Source organism: Sinomicrobium pectinilyticum, assembly GCF_003725735.1.
Classification (GTDB): Bacteria; Bacteroidota; Bacteroidia; order Flavobacteriales; family Flavobacteriaceae; genus Sinomicrobium; species Sinomicrobium pectinilyticum.
Genome location: NZ_RJTM01000027.1, coordinates 1 through 14,855 on the forward strand (window position 1 = coordinate 1; position 14,855 = coordinate 14,855).

The 14,855-nt window shown below is 44.0% G+C and carries 20 protein-coding genes; 15 read left to right on the plus strand and 5 right to left on the minus strand.

The features are described from left to right. Positions 1–15 precede the first annotated feature (15 nt). Together ED312_RS24345 and ED312_RS24350 are read left to right on the plus strand one after the other, a co-directional pair. Positions 16–576, plus strand: a complete 561-nt coding sequence (locus ED312_RS24345; RefSeq protein ID WP_123214851.1) for a serine hydrolase domain-containing protein — start codon at positions 16–18, stop codon at positions 574–576. After that, a complete protein-coding gene (locus ED312_RS24350) occupies positions 558–1,028 on the plus strand; it encodes a serine hydrolase domain-containing protein (RefSeq protein WP_123214852.1) in 471 nt (156 codons plus the stop codon). Before ED312_RS24345 ends, ED312_RS24350 begins: the two co-directional genes overlap by 19 nt. 230 nt (positions 1,029–1,258) lie before the next feature. On the opposite strand, the gene ED312_RS04675 is transcribed toward ED312_RS24350, so the two are convergent. The 4 genes from ED312_RS04675 to ED312_RS04690 form a co-directional block, all read right to left on the minus strand. Then, the gene (locus ED312_RS04675) at positions 1,259–1,549 is read right to left on the minus strand and encodes a YciI family protein (RefSeq protein ID WP_123214853.1); all 291 of its coding nucleotides are present in this window, start codon (positions 1,547–1,549) and stop codon (positions 1,259–1,261) included. Between the two features lie 52 nt (positions 1,550–1,601). Next, positions 1,602–2,366: a type I methionyl aminopeptidase gene (gene map / locus ED312_RS04680; protein WP_123214854.1), complete on the minus strand. Its 765-nt coding sequence runs from the start codon at positions 2,364–2,366 to the stop codon at positions 1,602–1,604. A 197-nt stretch (positions 2,367–2,563) separates the two neighbouring features. After that, the gene (locus ED312_RS04685) at positions 2,564–3,472 is read right to left on the minus strand and encodes a hypothetical protein (protein ID WP_123214855.1); all 909 of its coding nucleotides are present in this window, start codon (positions 3,470–3,472) and stop codon (positions 2,564–2,566) included. A 122-nt stretch (positions 3,473–3,594) separates the two neighbouring features. Then, a complete protein-coding gene (locus ED312_RS04690; protein ID WP_123214856.1) occupies positions 3,595–4,395 on the minus strand; it encodes a matrixin family metalloprotease in 801 nt (266 codons plus the stop codon). 367 nt (positions 4,396–4,762) lie between these two features. Here ED312_RS04690 and ED312_RS04695 point away from each other — a divergent pair, with 367 nt between their 5' ends. From ED312_RS04695 to ED312_RS04720, 5 genes are all read left to right on the plus strand, one after another. Then, positions 4,763–6,103, plus strand: coding sequence for a carboxylesterase family protein (locus tag ED312_RS04695; RefSeq protein ID WP_123214857.1), 1,341 nt, complete (start codon positions 4,763–4,765; stop codon positions 6,101–6,103). An 82-nt stretch (positions 6,104–6,185) separates the two neighbouring features. Next, positions 6,186–6,551 carry a cupin domain-containing protein gene (locus tag ED312_RS04700; RefSeq protein WP_123214858.1) on the plus strand — a complete coding sequence of 122 codons (366 nt, stop codon included), beginning with the start codon at positions 6,186–6,188 and terminating at the stop codon, positions 6,549–6,551. Between the two features lie 60 nt (positions 6,552–6,611). Then, positions 6,612–7,352 (plus strand): YqjF family protein, encoded by a 741-nt coding sequence (locus ED312_RS04705; protein ID WP_123214859.1) that lies wholly within the window; start codon positions 6,612–6,614, stop codon positions 7,350–7,352. A gap of 461 nt (positions 7,353–7,813) precedes the next feature. Then, positions 7,814–8,062, plus strand: a complete 249-nt coding sequence (locus tag ED312_RS04715) for a helix-turn-helix domain-containing protein (RefSeq protein ID WP_123214861.1) — start codon at positions 7,814–7,816, stop codon at positions 8,060–8,062. 113 nt (positions 8,063–8,175) lie between these two features. Then, positions 8,176–8,394 (plus strand): DUF4287 domain-containing protein, encoded by a 219-nt coding sequence (locus ED312_RS04720; protein ID WP_123214862.1) that lies wholly within the window; start codon positions 8,176–8,178, stop codon positions 8,392–8,394. Positions 8,395–8,462: 68 nt separating this feature from the next. On the opposite strand, the gene ED312_RS04725 is transcribed toward ED312_RS04720, so the two are convergent. Then, on the minus strand, positions 8,463–9,239 hold the full coding sequence (locus tag ED312_RS04725; RefSeq protein ID WP_123214863.1) for a phytanoyl-CoA dioxygenase family protein: 777 nt from the start codon (positions 9,237–9,239) through the stop codon (positions 8,463–8,465). Between the two features lie 274 nt (positions 9,240–9,513). Between ED312_RS04725 and ED312_RS04730 the strand changes: the two genes are divergently transcribed. From ED312_RS04730 to ED312_RS04765, 8 genes are all read left to right on the plus strand, one after another. After that, positions 9,514–10,713: a threonine aldolase family protein gene (locus tag ED312_RS04730; RefSeq protein ID WP_123214864.1), complete on the plus strand. Its 1,200-nt coding sequence runs from the start codon at positions 9,514–9,516 to the stop codon at positions 10,711–10,713. A gap of 190 nt (positions 10,714–10,903) precedes the next feature. Continuing rightward, positions 10,904–11,536: a methyltransferase family protein gene (locus ED312_RS04735; protein WP_123214865.1), complete on the plus strand. Its 633-nt coding sequence runs from the start codon at positions 10,904–10,906 to the stop codon at positions 11,534–11,536. 248 nt (positions 11,537–11,784) lie between these two features. Next, positions 11,785–12,144 (plus strand): DUF4180 domain-containing protein, encoded by a 360-nt coding sequence (locus ED312_RS04740; protein ID WP_123214866.1) that lies wholly within the window; start codon positions 11,785–11,787, stop codon positions 12,142–12,144. A 44-nt stretch (positions 12,145–12,188) separates the two neighbouring features. Next, positions 12,189–12,671, plus strand: a complete 483-nt coding sequence (locus ED312_RS04745) for a GyrI-like domain-containing protein (protein ID WP_123214867.1) — start codon at positions 12,189–12,191, stop codon at positions 12,669–12,671. Positions 12,672–12,743: 72 nt separating this feature from the next. Beyond that, positions 12,744–13,190, plus strand: coding sequence for a hypothetical protein (locus tag ED312_RS04750; protein WP_123214868.1), 447 nt, complete (start codon positions 12,744–12,746; stop codon positions 13,188–13,190). 38 nt (positions 13,191–13,228) lie between these two features. Then, positions 13,229–13,720, plus strand: coding sequence for a GNAT family N-acetyltransferase (locus tag ED312_RS04755; RefSeq protein ID WP_123214869.1), 492 nt, complete (start codon positions 13,229–13,231; stop codon positions 13,718–13,720). 10 nt (positions 13,721–13,730) lie between these two features. After that, a complete protein-coding gene (locus tag ED312_RS04760; RefSeq protein WP_123214870.1) occupies positions 13,731–14,297 on the plus strand; it encodes a dihydrofolate reductase family protein in 567 nt (188 codons plus the stop codon). 61 nt (positions 14,298–14,358) lie between these two features. Beyond that, complete coding sequence (locus tag ED312_RS04765; RefSeq protein WP_123214871.1) at positions 14,359–14,850, plus strand: GNAT family N-acetyltransferase; 492 nt, start codon at positions 14,359–14,361, stop codon at positions 14,848–14,850. Positions 14,851–14,855: the final 5 nt, after the last annotated feature.

Genomic DNA, 14,855 nt, shown 5'->3' on the forward strand with positions numbered 1-14,855 from the left:
TAATATCTTATACTGATGAAAAATATTTTTTTCCTGTTGGCCATTATCTCTTTTATCGGTTGTAAAAACAAAACAAAGGAAAAGGATGAAAATACGGTTTCTGATCCCGTATGGCTTTCCATGAACAGAAATGCGGATTCTTTACTTCTGGATCCAAAAATCAACGCGGTTTCCATTGGAATATATAAAGACGGTAAAACATATACCGGCCATTATGGCGAGCTGGATAAGGAAAAGGGAAATCCCCCTACGGACAGTACAATCTATGAAATCGCTTCAGTAAGCAAAACATTTGCCGGAATTCTGGTTGCCCGGGCCGTTATGGATGATACACTGGATTTGGAAGAAGACATCAGAAAATACCTGAGGGACGACTATCCCAACCTGGAATACAAAGGAAAACCCATAAAAATAAAACACCTGATCACACATACCAGCCGTTTACCCAAATTTTTGCCGGACAGTATCAATGTGTTGTTTGAACATATCGATGAAAATCTTCCTTTTAACATATATAAGGTGGAAAAAAATACAATAGACAAAAGTTTTTACAGGACTTGCACTCTATTACTATAGACACTGTTCCCGGTTTCAAATACGGCTATTCAAATATAGATACCGAATTAATTGCACATATTCTGGAAAATGTGTACGGAGAAACATATGAAGACCTCCTGAAAAAATATATCTGGGATGTGGCCGGAATGCCCGATACCCGGATAAACCTTACAGAAGAACAACGCAGCAGGCTCGCCAATGGTTACGGAGAAACGAATAAATTAGTTCCGCACATGGCTAATTCTCTATGGGGTGCGGCCGGAGGATTAAAATCTACTGTTCCGGACATGATCCGTTATATGAAATTTCAACTGGATGAAAGCAATCCGCTGATCCGGAAATCTCATGAAGTCATTTATGACAACAAAGGAATGAAACTGGCTTATTACTGCCTGTTCATACCGAAGAATAAGGAGTATATTACGGACATCACGGCGGAGCCTTTGGTATGCAAAACTGGTTTTTTGTAATTCCAGAACATCATATGGGTATTACTGTTATCACCAATCAAAGCGATATGCAAACCGCGGATAAACTGATAAAAACTGTTGGTGATATCCTAGAGGACATAAGACAGTTATAGTGAGATAGTATAATTTGAGAAAAACAGGTGAAATACATGTAACTTGTCATCCTCAAGCACTTATTGCAAATAAGCCCTTGATGTGAGCCTCTTCCCCGTTTTTTCCGGATGGAAGTATTACAATGAAAAGGTGGTTTTTAAGTGTTCGCTCACCCTGCTGATTACAAACTCCGTAATCTCAAAATCGGCGACACCGTGCTGTATAAAGGGATCCTGCTCCATGAGACTGCTCAGCGTCTCCCTGCTTTCCACACCAGATAATATCACCCCACCGGTCCGGGGTACCTTTTTACCGGAAGCCAGGAAATTCCCGTTTTCGTACTGTTCGTTTACAAAGTCCATATGGGCTTGCAGATGAGGTTCTACCTTATCAAAAGAAGTCTTATATGTCAGGTTTATTATAAACATTATACTTGGTTAAAAGACATTTCAGGTCGCAAAATATCTGTGGATTAATGATTTAATTAAGGATTCCGTTCTCTTCCGTGAGAATTACCGGTTTACCATCGGTAATGACAATGGTGTGTTCGTGCTGTGCCATAAAACCACCCTTGTTCCCTATCATCGTCCAGCCATCGCTAAGTGTATCCGCATATGTAGACGTTGTAGCTATGAACGTTTCTAGGGCTACCACCGAGTTTTTGCGGAACCTCCTCCGGTCGAATTTGTTTTTGTAATTAAGGAGATCAACAGGTTCTTCATGAAGGCTCCTGCCCACACCGTGACCGGCAAGATTTTTAATCACTTTATACCCTTTCTTTTTAGCTTCGGTTTCCATAAGGTGCCCTATATCGGAAATCCGCACACCTCCGCGGATATGCTCCAGGGCCTTTCTTAAAATTTCTTTGGATGTATCGACGAGTTTTTGGTGTTGGTGAATATCCTTTCCCAAAACAAACGACCCGCCATTGTCCGACCAATACCCGTTAAGTTCGGCAGAAACATCTATATTTACGAGGTCTCCCTCATTAAGAATGCGCGTGGCGGACGGTATGCCGTGACAAAACTCCCCTCCTACACTTATACAGGTATGGCCCGGAAAACCATAGGTAAGGTAAGGTGCGGATTTGGCCCCGAAGCCGGAAAGTATCTTTGCTCCGTAATCATCGAGTTCTTTGGTAGACATTCCCGGACGGGCATAATTGATCATTTCCCGGAGGGTGCAGGCCACCGCCTCACTTGCCTGCTGCATACCTTTTAATTCGGATTCTTTGGATATGGACATTGATCTTGGTTTTACGCTTGGTTTACAAATGTACAAATGTATTTTTATTCCGGTACTCGTTTGCAATGGGTACCTTCATCGTAAACAATGTTTAGATTAGAATGTATCTTTAAAAACATAAAAACATCCTGATAATAAAAATTACCACAGTAAAGGATATTATAAATGAAGGAGAACAACGAAGGTAAATGTCGTTCTTAAAACAGTTTGAATTTAAGCCCGCACCCTACCCCATAAGATTTATTAACTACGGAATTTAACCTGGTAAACACTTCCCTCCCACTTCGATAAAATGTCTTATCGGTCCCGCTCTGCGTTTCGGCACGGGAGATATCGCCACTGAGGGTAAGGTACATGTTTTTACTTACCGGGTATTCTATAGATAACCGGGCATTAACAGCCTTTCCGGTAGCGTTATGTTCAAAACTTACCGGGTGTGCAAGTTCGTTTCTCAAATTCCAGTTGGCTTTTGCAGAATATTTAATGAGGTCGCCGCTTATTTCCAGAAGAACCCTGGCCTTCAGGACGTCAAAGATAAATATGCTTCCTACGGTACCTCCGTACCAATGAGGAGTATATGTACTTTTGAGGATACTCCCTTCTATCAGGGGTATTTCATTGTCCAGCATATACAGGTGCTGGTATTTGTTGGTGAATCCCAGAAATGGAATGATCTTTATTTGAGGCTGTAAATACACATGATATTGCAACCTGGCATCCAGCGATAGCATATATCCTTTGTCTGCCTGTAGTTTTTCGTAATAAGAAATACCCTGCCTGTTATCCTCGCTGTAGTCAGTATCCGTAACCCTTCCGGCGGTGATATCCATGTAGGACATATCCATCTGAACGGAGAAGCTTCGGGAGATTTCCTTTTGCAATAACATCCCTGTCTGCGGACCGCGCAACTTCTTCCATTTGAGTTCTGACAGTATGTTGGGGTTTTGCCCACTAACATCTCCGGCAACGGACCAGCTGAGGCTTTCCTGCCGGTATTTCACATAAGGTTGTATGGAAAGCTGCCCCTTCACAATTTCCTGGGCAAATACTCCATTGCCCGTAAACAGAAGAGAAAACAACAGAATAACGGGAAAACACGATCGCATGGATAAAGAATATATTAGGAACAAAGCAGTTTCCGGGCTTTAATAAACATAAGAATATCATGTACGCAGTTAATGAAACTGCACACATGATATATATTGATAAAAGCTAATGCTATATAACCTTAATTAGGGTATAAATCGGCTATAAATTGCTTATCGGTATCGGATAACACGGTATTCCAGCCCACTTCAAAATCGCCAATGGTAAGGGAATTATCTATGGCATAATGCATAATGGACAAGGGGTCGTACGCGCTGAACTGTGTCTGAGAAGCGGAATAGGTAGCAAAAAGGTTATTGTCTACCTGGGCCTGTGACCAGTAGTTGGGAGCCCCGCCATAGTAGGCATATACCGCTGGTTTGTCCCACGGAATCTCTACTTCCGGGTGCTGGTGTTCATGGATTAAGCCAAGCGCATGTCCGAATTCGTGAATAGTGGTCCGGCTGAATTCCGAATCGGAAGTATTATCGTCAAACCAACCGAAGTTCATGGTTTCCGAATTGGAAGGGATGAGGTTAGCATCGGTACCTATATAAGAGTAAGACCCTTGTCCGGACATAAAGCTTACCCGTATATCCGCATTACCGTTAGTTACAAATTCGAAATTAATATTGGCGTAATCGGACCATTCGTTGGCATACTGCATCACCTTGTTCCTGACATACTGAGACCCGCCCAAAAACTTTACTCTTAACGTTTGACCGTTTTGCCAGACTTTGGAACTCACAGCCGCGGCCCTGGGGGTAACACCTTCCGGATAAACGTCTTTACACATCCGCATTGCAGCAAGTTCATCGGCACTCAGTTCCCGTGTTTCCTGCTGGCTGTTCAGATCGTCCGCCCCGTTCACATCCTCTTTCGAACAGGAGATAAAAATTAAAGATACCATAAGCATCCATACAAATACACTTTGTACTTTCATAATAAAAAGATTTAGGTTAAAAAATAAAATTTGGTGAGGTAGGTGAATTTAAGGTAAATCTTAACCGGATAAACTGATTTAGAGGATTTGCGTAAGAATTACCCTATTCGAAAGCAAATATACATATTTCTTAATAAAAACCTAAAATAATAACAAAAATCCCGTAGTTTAACATAAAAACATCTGGCAGACACTCCCGGGAGAAGGAGCGTGTTAAAGGTTAATCCAGCACAGGGAGGCGGAAAGCAGTTCTACAGTTGCACCGGACATTGTCCGGAAACTGGAAGTATAACCTCATAAATTTATACATTTGTCCTTACAGCAGGCTACGGCTTTTGTCAGGTAACTCCTATCACATGTATTGGTTATGGCAGATATTATTTTTGAAACTTCGGACGGTCCCGTACAGGGATGGCGTGACGGTAATGTAATACGAGCCACAGGGATCCCCTATGCCATGGCCGGACGCTATGAGAAGCCACGGGAAACCGGGCTGCCGCAAATCCCCTATCCGGCCACGAAATGGTCTCCTGCCTGTCCGCAGAACCTTTCACGGAAATCCAGAGGTTTACTGGGGCGGGACATGCTGGAGCGGTTGACGATCGACGAAAACTGCCAGTATCTTTCGATAACACTTCCGGATTCCGCACCGCCACCGTCCGGCAGGCCGGTGATGGTGTGGATATATGGCGGATCATATGCCTCGGGAGCAGGAGATTCCCCGGTGTATAACCCCACCCTGCTGGTGGAGGAAAATGATGTTATAGTCGTAAATATCAATTACCGCCTGGGATTGCTGGGCTTCCTCGGCGGGTACAACGATGTACCGGCCAATCTCGGATTGCTGGATATTATGGCCGCCTTACGGTGGATTAAAAAGCATATTGCCGCTTTTGGAGGAAACCCCGCTAATATTACGCTTTTCGGACAATCGGCCGGAGGTGATGCCATTGCTCACCTGATGCTCATCGAAGGTACGGAAGACCTGTTTCACCGGGCTATCATTCAGAGTGCCCCGCTGGGTATCCGGAAAGGGAAGGCAGCTATGGCCAGAAAAATGATAAAGAAAGTAGCGATGCTGCCGGAAGATACGGATGTAGACACGCTCCTGGCCCTGCAAAGCCGTTTGATCCTTTCCATGAAAGGTTTCGGGATAAAGGGGGGAATGCCTTTTGGTATTCAATACGGGTATCCGCCCGTGCCGCCCGAAAAGGATGTGGAAAAAATATGGCAGGAACGCGCCCGGCAGTGGGACGTAATGATCGGGTGGACGGACCGGGAAACTTCCTTGTTCGTTCCGTTTGTAAAACCTTTACGATCCCTTTCCGTCGTACCCTTTATGGGAAGATCATCCCTGGAATGGCTGATCCGCAAAACAACGGACCGGATATACCGCAATCCGGGTAAGGCCTTTGCCCGGCATTTGGCCGGGGCAGGCGGTTCCGTTTATCAATACCATATAAGCTGGGGGGCCGGGAACAATTGGATAAAAGCCGCGCATATTGTAGACATTTCACTTTTATTCGGTACCCGGGAATTATGGAAAACTTCGGTTTTTCGTGAAGGAAAATCGCTTGCAGAACTGCAACAGGCCGGAAAAGAGATCCGTGCTATATGGACAACATTTGCACGAACCGGAGTTCTAGAAACAAAAAGGTATATTCCGGGGCTAATAGAATATCATCAGGTTAAGGATAATAAGAAATAACATCTATCTGTTTTTTCAGTATTAATTTTAATCATCCCCGCGCAATTTTGTACTCTTGAAACTTAGTTCAATATCCGGTTTTATGTCTATCCAAAAAGTAAATTTAGAAGATAAGTTTAGCCGGTTCCGGGATTACTGGAACCCCAGAATTGTAGGTGAACTCAATGACCAACTGGTAAAGGTCGCTAGGTTTAAAGATGAGTTTGTGATGCACCAGCACGAAAATGAAGACGAGATGTTCCTGGTTATCGAAAGCAAACTGCTCATGGAGCTGGACGACGAAACCCTGGAAATAAATCCCGGTGAATTTATTATTATTCCCCGCAAAACCAATCATTGGCCCAAAGCCATAGGCGAAGTTAAAGTAGTGTTGTTTGAGCCCAAAACCACAGTGAATACTGGAAATACGGAAAATGGATTTACGGTCAGAGACTTGAAAAATATTTAATTCCCGCTTTATAAATCACGATTTCCACTCTCTTATTCTTCTCATTACAAAAATATTCATTTGAAAATCAAAGAAATACTCCAAATAACAAACCATCGTCCGTGGAAAATGCCGGCGGAAGAATGGAAATATTACCAGGAATGGAACGATGCCGTTTTTCTCCATTGGCAGGTGGAGCCTGCCGAGCTGCGCGAGTTTGTTCCACCGGAACTGGAGATTGACTTATATGATGATAAGGCCTGGGTATCGGTAGTAGCTTTTACCATGCAGAAGATAAGGCCGAGGAATCTCCCTCCCTTCCCCCCTGTTTCGGACTTCCACGAAATAAACATTCGTACCTATGTAAAAAACAATAATAAGACGGGGGTATACTTCCTGAGCATAGAAGGCGGAACAGGGATCTCGTGCCGGGTGGCCAGGACCCTATCCGAGCTGCCATACCGATACTCCCGGATGAAACGGCAGGAATGTTATTATAATTCCGTGAATCACAAATTCGGAGATCGGCTGGAAATACTTTACAATATTGGCGGGGAAATATCCCATAAAACCGGACCGGACCATTGGCTTACGGAAAGGTATGCCCTGTTCCAGGAAACCCCGACTGCGATAAATGAATTTGAGATACACCATATCCCCTGGCCCGTATATACGATAGAACTAACAAAAACGGAAGTACATTACCCCCGGTTTTCCAAGCTCCTGAAAGACGCACCGCACCTTGCCCATTATTCCCCCGGTGTGCAGGTAATAGCGTGGGACAAAATTAAAACCAGGAGAATCGCAAGAACAGGTATATAAAAGGATTTTCAACATTCCCCCCTTCACCTGTCTCCCCGGATCATCCCGTCATGACTCTGCCGAAAAAAAGGAAAAACCGAAAAGTTCCGGCGCAAAGATCACAAACAACACGGCCAGGACAATACATCCGGCTATCATACCCAGTAAAAAACAGGTAGAGCACCTGGATTTCCATTCCTTTTCCGTAAATACAGGATGGGGACCTTCCGGAGACTTTTTTAAATAACTTCTAAACATAACAATAAGGTTAAAACCATAGAGAACTGGAGTTCTGCAGCTTAATGGCCCGAAAAACCGGCTGCTGCCGTATCGGGAAACCCGGGGGATTGGTTTCCGTCCGTGCTTTTTATTATTCCCGGATAAATATCTGATAACGACATATAAAAGTCGGGAAAATTTCGTTTAAACACCTTGCTAAGATAACAAAATATAGCTTATACGCTATAATTAATCCCGATTTTATGGCGCAACTTGCGGGGGTGAGTAGTGTTAGAAACCAAGCATACCTGGAAGCATTCGGCAGGAACCTGAGAAAACTGCGCAAGGAGAAAGGTCTCTCCATGGAAAAGCTGGCGCATGCCGCCGGGGTAGAATATTCACAGGTCTTTAAAATTGAACACGCCCAGACCAATGCCACTATTTCTACTGTTCATGCCATAGCCAAAGCACTTAAAATTGCGGAAAAGGAATTGTTTGATTTTTCCCTGTAGCTTGAGATCCCGCTCCCGTATTTGTCCTGTCCTCCCCTGCCATATGACATTTTTGCACCGTACGGGTTTACAGTATTCTCCCGAAATTTGAACAAAACAAATCCCTGCAAATTATGTCTTTTCAGTCTTACTTGATAAATATCCGGACCAAAACCGGCAACAGTGCGGAAGATTTTATCCGGCTGGCCACGGACAAAGGTTTTATGGAAAACGAAACACTAAAACCGGGCATTAAAGCCGGACAAATTGTACAATGGTTAAAAGACGATTACGATCTGGGACATGGCCATGCTATGGCTGTGTATGCTTATCTTAAAGGAAAACGAAATTAAAGGGGACCGGAAAGTTGTTCCGGTCCCCGCAATCCCGCCGATTTCTGGCCGTGTCCTCAAACTTACCCTTACAATGCCAGGCGTATGGCCTCTTCCACAGGTGAATATCCTGCCGAAGAACCGCTCAGAACGAGTTCATTGCGTAACAATAAAGGAGGTTGCGCCATAAACTTCGGAGTATTTCCCCGGTGTTCCTGTGCCGCGTGTACCATAAAAGGATGACACAAGTATATAGTACCGGCCCTGCCCGTAGCCACCACCTTTTCGCGTTCCGGAAGATCTGACAGTCTGGTGGCCAGTTCCGCAAAAGATAGTCCCTCTTCCCCTTCTCCCCGTAACAACCGGGCTACATCCAGGTGTGAACCTTTCCAGAGGATAGTAGGAGCATCGGCCTCCGATACATCCGAATATAAAAGTAACATAAGCAATGCACGTCCCCTGGAACGAATATTAATACGCCATTGAAAAAAATCGGAAGGGTCTTCACCTGGAAAACCGGCATCTACGTGTTTTCCCGTATCACCCGGTTCTTTATCCGACGGAAAGCGTACCGGGAAGGTACCCACACTCCGGCAGGGAAGCCATTTCCCCTTTCCGGCCAACTGGTCGAACACCCGGTATAAAGCCGGGGTGTTTATAGAATCTATGAAAGGTTTACGGGTGTACATACCCAGGCGGATAACCGGTTCTGTCCAGCTCTCCGGTTTTGCCCGGTCGCACGGAAGGTCGTTCCACAAAATATCCCGTGCCGCACGGGCCACTTCTTCGGAAAAGGCATTTTCTATACGGATGTAACCGTTACGGATAAATTGTTCTTTATCTGTACTCTTTAAAATATCTGACATACTATACAGGTTTAAATAAAACCAGGATCAGCCCATAACGGAACTGCCCGCGTTTTGGATGAATAAAATATAAATTGGAAAATCGAGGGAATAAAAACCTTGCCTTATTGAAAAATAAGACACCGCTCCGGATAAGAAGCTGAAAAAACCTGTTATAGCATTACTGTCATTTGCATAGGGCAAAAATAGAAAAAATTATTGGAGGGAACGGAGAAAGAAAGTATCTTGTTCGGGAAAAGTCGTTCAGGACACACCCACTATTATACCGGAATACATGAAAAAAACAATCACCGACCGAAGGAACTTCATCAAAAAATGCGGGCTTTCTACCATCCCGCTGGTATTACCCGCCACTGCCATACAGGCCATCCCTTTTTCAGTTCCCCGTAAGAGTCCTGAGAATTCCGGAGCTCCGGTTAATTTTACCTCTGACAGCCTGTTCCTCTCCCCCCGGGAATACCTGGACAAGCTCGAAGAAATAAACCGGAAACATCCTATAGAAAGGGATTTTTACGGCAACGGGGGAACTATGAAGTTACTTGAAGAAAAATTTGCCGGAATCACGGGAAAAGAAAAAGCGATTTACCTTCCTACCGGCACTATGGCCAATCAAACGGCCCTCAAACTCTTGAGTGGAAACAATACAAAGGTCATAGTCCCGGAAAATTCCCATATTTTCCGGGATGAAGCAGATGCAGCACAGAGTGTCCACGGCAAACGCCTGGTCCCAGTGGGCAGGGACAGATCGTATTTTCTGCGGCAAGACCTGGAAGAAGCGGTAACATACCTGGAAGAAAATGAAGTTTTTAAAAGCGGGCTGGGCGCTATAGCCGTGGAACATCCCATACGCCGGGCAGATGGGACGGCAATTCCCATAGAGGCCATCAAAGAAATATCCGGTTACGGCAGGCAAAACGGTTATAAACTTCACCTGGACGGGGCGCGGATACACATAGCCTCGGCATATACCGGGATTTCCGTTGCCGAATACGCTTCTCATTTTGATACGGTCTACATTTCCCTCTACAAATACCTCAATGCTGCAGGCGGGGCCATATTGTGCGGAAATTCGGAGATCATAGACCAGGTGGCACACCAGATAAAAATACACGGCGGAACGGTATACCAGAACTGGCAGAATACTGCCATGGCCCTGCATTACCTCGAAGGCCTGGAAGAAAGATGGAAAGAAGTGGTCCTTTCCGCCCGGGACCTCGTCTCCGGACTGAACAGGATAGCTGGTATAACGATCTCCCCGGTTCCCGAAGGAACAAATATTTACCACCTGAAACCGGACGAAAGTATTTCGGTGAAAGAACTGGCTAACTATCTGTACCACGAACACAATATATGGCTGGGAAGCCCCGGTAAGGACGGAATCATAAAAATGGCGGTAAACGAAAGCCTGCTGCGCAGGGAGACGGACGATATAGTGCAGGCCTGGAAAAACGGTGTGAAACGAAGCAAAATTTAACAAGGCCACCCCTCATACAAAAGCACAGACGTTTTGACAGGCAACAAAACGGCCCTTTCATTTCTGATTATCAAGTTGTCGTTTTTTCAGGCAGCAACAGTCCGATAACTTATTAACCCAAAACCCCATCAAAACCTATGAAAGCGACAAATTAATTTTTTTTCCACTTCCCAAAAGAATACACGGGGTGTTGAAAAATAGTTGTACTTTTACTTTCAACAAACCAACCCTGAAAAATAACGTGAACATCCAGATCAGTTTTCCGGCCTATGCTACCCTGGCGTGCTGGTTTTTATTTTCCGTAACGTGGTTATGGCAAAGCAACAAGACCAAGGAAAATGTCAATCCCCGTACCACTTCCCAGAAAATTTCGGCTTTTATGGGATTTGTTATTGTTTTTCTCGCTTTATACCTTCCTCTTTTCACGACCAAAGGCTTGGGGAAGATTGTCATTCCTCCGTATAACGCCATACAATTGGCAGGGCTCATACTGGCCGTTAGCGGCATTACTGTCTCCATATGGTCCCGCCTGCTTTTGGGATGGAACTGGAGTGGCGGCGTATCGGCAAAAAAAGAACATGAACTTATCGTTGCAGGTCCCTACCGGATAGTAAGACACCCTATCTATACCGGATTTATCTCGGGACTTATAGGTACCTGCCTGATCATGGGAAGCCTTTCCGGGATTATCATTACCGTTCTCTACACTATGGGACTGTTTAAAAAAATAAGCAAAGAAGAAAAATTACTGGTCGACCTGTTTGGCAATTCATATACGGACTACCAGAAACGCACTTACAAATTAATACCGTTCCTGTGGTAATTATTCCTTAAAAACATAACTGCACAATTTTTTCGGATAATAATCCTCTTCGATTTTGATTTTTAAAGAATTTGTATTTATTATCTTTATAGGGAAAAGATCCGGGCCTCTCAAAAAAGAATGTACCTGTCCCCGGTGGTGATAAACGTGTGTGTTCTATCATTCCGCTTCCTTTTCGTTGCCCTTTTGCGATCAGGCGGGAACAATTATTTTATGGGTATCCATAAATCACAGAAGAAATAACTATTATGAATATCCATATCGCAGAACTAAACGGCATACCTGTTGCCGAACTCATATCCGGCAACACCGAGATCACCAATGCCCAGGATGCCCTGGAAATAATGATGAACAGTATTTACCGGGGTGCCGAATGTATTATTATACAGAAAAAACATCTGGTACCGGAGTTTTTCGAACTGCAATCGGGAATAGCAGGAGAAATACTTCAAAAATTTTCCAATTATAATGCCCGCTTGGCCATCGTAGGAAATTTTGAAGATGTTACAAGCAAAAGCCTGAAAGATTTTATCTATGAAAGCAATAAAACGGGCAGAATAAACTTTGTAAGTACCCTGGAAGAAGCCAGGAAATTATTTTCCCGCTAAAGTTTATCATCGTCCGTTCATATGTTTAATTTAAGACAAACACTATGAAACCTAAAATCATACAATTAAAAGAAACCAAGCTCATCGGTAAAAAAGTAAAGATGTCCTTTACGAAAAACAAAACCGGGGAGTTGTGGCGTGATTTCGTGCCCAAAAGAAGAGAAATCAAGAATAATGTAGGCACCGGTTTATATTCAGTAGAAGTATATAGCGACACCGGTTTTTTCGAAAAATTCGATCCCGACAAATTTTTTGAGAAATGGGCTGCCGTAGAAGTAAGTGACCATCTCATTATTCCGGGAGAAATGGAAAAACTGGTTATCCCCGACGGGTTGTATGCCGTATTCCCCTTTAAAGGCAAGGGCAGTGAATCGTCGGATGTATACAAGTATATTTACGGAACGTGGATACCGGATTCCGAATATACCCTCGATAACCGTCCACACTTTGCATTGATGGGAGCCAGGTACAAAACCGAACATCCGGATTCGGAAGAAGAACTGTGGATTCCGGTAAAAAACAACTAGAGTATAAAATATACGGATCGGAAATCCGTGGATTTTACCGCAGACTGAAAAGACCGCACAAAAGAAGTATACATGGAAAAGAACAGAAAACCACACAGACGTAAAACAACCATAAGCATTATTGTTTTCATCTGCGCCTTTGTCATAGCTTTTGCTATTGCATTTTACGCATCCAGACAATATTTCAGTAAAGACCGGGTATCCGAATTACAACAGACCGTGGATGAAATGAACCGGAAAACCCCTATGGAGGTAGATGAGATTACCCGGCTGGACAGTGTTGCAGCCAAAGGCGATTCCGACATTTTTTACTATTACACCCTTCCGGAAACAGAAATAGCGGAGATTAACGCCGACACTATAAATAAATACGTTCGCCCGGTAATCATTGATAATGCAAAAAACAACCCGGGACTGGAAATCCTGAGGAAAAAGAAGATCACAATGAATTACCTCTATTACGATAAAAACGGGGAATTTATTGAAGAAGTGGCCGTACGTCCTGATATGTATCAATAAATACAGGCATTTGCCTTACATAACACTACGCAGATATTATGAAATTTATTGAAAATGATTCCCTCACCGGTAAACAAAAATCGGATATCCTGATGCTCTGGAACAAGGAATACCCCAAAGATCTGGCCTTACCCGATGTACAAAGCTTTGAAAAATACCTTGCTGGCCTTGAGGACAGGCACCATTTATTGCTCCTCGACGAAAAAGGCCGGGTCAAAGGCTGGTTGATTTATTTTGTCCGGGAAGGCGAACGTTGTTTCGCCATGTTACTGGACCCGGATGAACAGGGCAAAGGGCTCGGGTCCCGTTTACTCGGTCTGGCCAAAGAGCGGAATACGGAACTCAACGGCTGGGTGGTAGACAATAGTGAGGAATTAAAGGAAAATGGTGAAAAATACAGGTCTCCCATCCCCTTTTACGATAAAAACGGTTTTGAAGTATTGCGGGAAGTATCTTCCGCAAAGAACAATATAAACGGGATAAAAGTCCGCTGGAAGGCTCCTGTTAACATCCCGGACATTAACCGGTAAAAACTATGACATGGGCAGATTAATATTGAACCTTGCCGTAACACTGGATGGTTATATCGAAGGACCCAAAGGCGAAATCGATTGGCTGGTCAAAGACGAAAATACTGATTTCGGGGACATTCTTTTCGATATCCTGGAAGGTGTGGACACTATTTTCTATGGCAGAAAAAGCTATGAAGCATGGGGTAATTACGAGCCGGGAGAACATGCCGGCACTAAACTGAAAGAAGCCTATAAACTATTGCACAGCAAAACCAAAGTCGTATTCTCTTCCTCCATAAAAGGAGATAATTCGAATGCCATTTTTATCCATTCGGATATCAGGGAAAAAGTACAAAAAATTAAACGGGAGACTCCCGGAGATATTTGGGTATATGGAGGTGGGGAACTCATTGCCTCTCTGGTAAACCTGGGACTGATCAATGAGTACAGGCTAGCCGTCCACCCGGTAATCCTCGGTGAAGGAAAACCGCTTTTCAGGAATATCAAAATGCGGACAAACCTGCAGTTGAAAGCAACCAGGAGTTCTTCCTCTGGGGTCGTCTTGCTTACTTATAACACGGATATGCAAGGGTAAAAATATATTCTCATGCTATATATGTATATTTAACCCTGCGCATAGAAAAAAGTTTATTCCCATGAGCATTGCATTTGAAGAATTACGGGAAGAGCACCTTCCCGAGGTCAAGAAAATATACGACTGGTACATTGCCAATTCTACGGCAACCTTTCATACCGAGCCCGTAGAGATTGAAGAACTCCGGGAGTTTATCTACCTCGGGCATCCCCGTTATTCTTCCTGTCTTATCCGGTCGGGCAATGAAATTGCCGGATATTGTTTCCTTACCCCTTATAAAAAACGACAGGCATACAACCGTACCGCAGAAGTTACCATTTACCTGAAACCGGAAATGGGCAAAAAGGGCATTGGTAAAACAGCCCTCGATTACCTGGAGAAAAGAGCTGTTAATAACGGACTTAAGAACCTGTTGGGAATTATTACCGGGGATAACCATGGCAGTATTGCGCTCTTTACAAAATGTGGCTACAGGCAGTGTGCCTGTTTTCGTAATGTAGGAGAAAAATTCGGTAAAATACTGGATGTAATGGCCTATCAGAAGGAGGTTTAAAATAC

Coding starts and splice junctions, on each gene's coding strand:
- ED312_RS24345 (WP_123214851.1), top strand. CDS start 16: ATGAAAAATATTTTTTTCCTGTTGGCCATTATCTCTTTTATCGGTTGT.
- ED312_RS04675 (WP_123214853.1), bottom strand. CDS start 1,549: ATGTTTATAATAAACCTGACATATAAGACTTCTTTTGATAAGGTAGAA.
- map (WP_123214854.1), bottom strand. CDS start 2,366: ATGTCCATATCCAAAGAATCCGAATTAAAAGGTATGCAGCAGGCAAGT.
- ED312_RS04685 (WP_123214855.1), bottom strand. CDS start 3,472: ATGCGATCGTGTTTTCCCGTTATTCTGTTGTTTTCTCTTCTGTTTACG.
- ED312_RS04690 (WP_123214856.1), bottom strand. CDS start 4,395: ATGAAAGTACAAAGTGTATTTGTATGGATGCTTATGGTATCTTTAATT.
- ED312_RS04695 (WP_123214857.1), top strand. CDS start 4,763: ATGGCAGATATTATTTTTGAAACTTCGGACGGTCCCGTACAGGGATGG.
- ED312_RS04700 (WP_123214858.1), top strand. CDS start 6,186: ATGTCTATCCAAAAAGTAAATTTAGAAGATAAGTTTAGCCGGTTCCGG.
- ED312_RS04715 (WP_123214861.1), top strand. CDS start 7,814: ATGGCGCAACTTGCGGGGGTGAGTAGTGTTAGAAACCAAGCATACCTG.
- ED312_RS04720 (WP_123214862.1), top strand. CDS start 8,176: ATGTCTTTTCAGTCTTACTTGATAAATATCCGGACCAAAACCGGCAAC.
- ED312_RS04725 (WP_123214863.1), bottom strand. CDS start 9,239: ATGTCAGATATTTTAAAGAGTACAGATAAAGAACAATTTATCCGTAAC.
- ED312_RS04730 (WP_123214864.1), top strand. CDS start 9,514: ATGAAAAAAACAATCACCGACCGAAGGAACTTCATCAAAAAATGCGGG.
- ED312_RS04740 (WP_123214866.1), top strand. CDS start 11,785: ATGAATATCCATATCGCAGAACTAAACGGCATACCTGTTGCCGAACTC.
- ED312_RS04745 (WP_123214867.1), top strand. CDS start 12,189: ATGAAACCTAAAATCATACAATTAAAAGAAACCAAGCTCATCGGTAAA.
- ED312_RS04750 (WP_123214868.1), top strand. CDS start 12,744: ATGGAAAAGAACAGAAAACCACACAGACGTAAAACAACCATAAGCATT.
- ED312_RS04755 (WP_123214869.1), top strand. CDS start 13,229: ATGAAATTTATTGAAAATGATTCCCTCACCGGTAAACAAAAATCGGAT.
- ED312_RS04760 (WP_123214870.1), top strand. CDS start 13,731: ATGGGCAGATTAATATTGAACCTTGCCGTAACACTGGATGGTTATATC.
- ED312_RS04765 (WP_123214871.1), top strand. CDS start 14,359: ATGAGCATTGCATTTGAAGAATTACGGGAAGAGCACCTTCCCGAGGTC.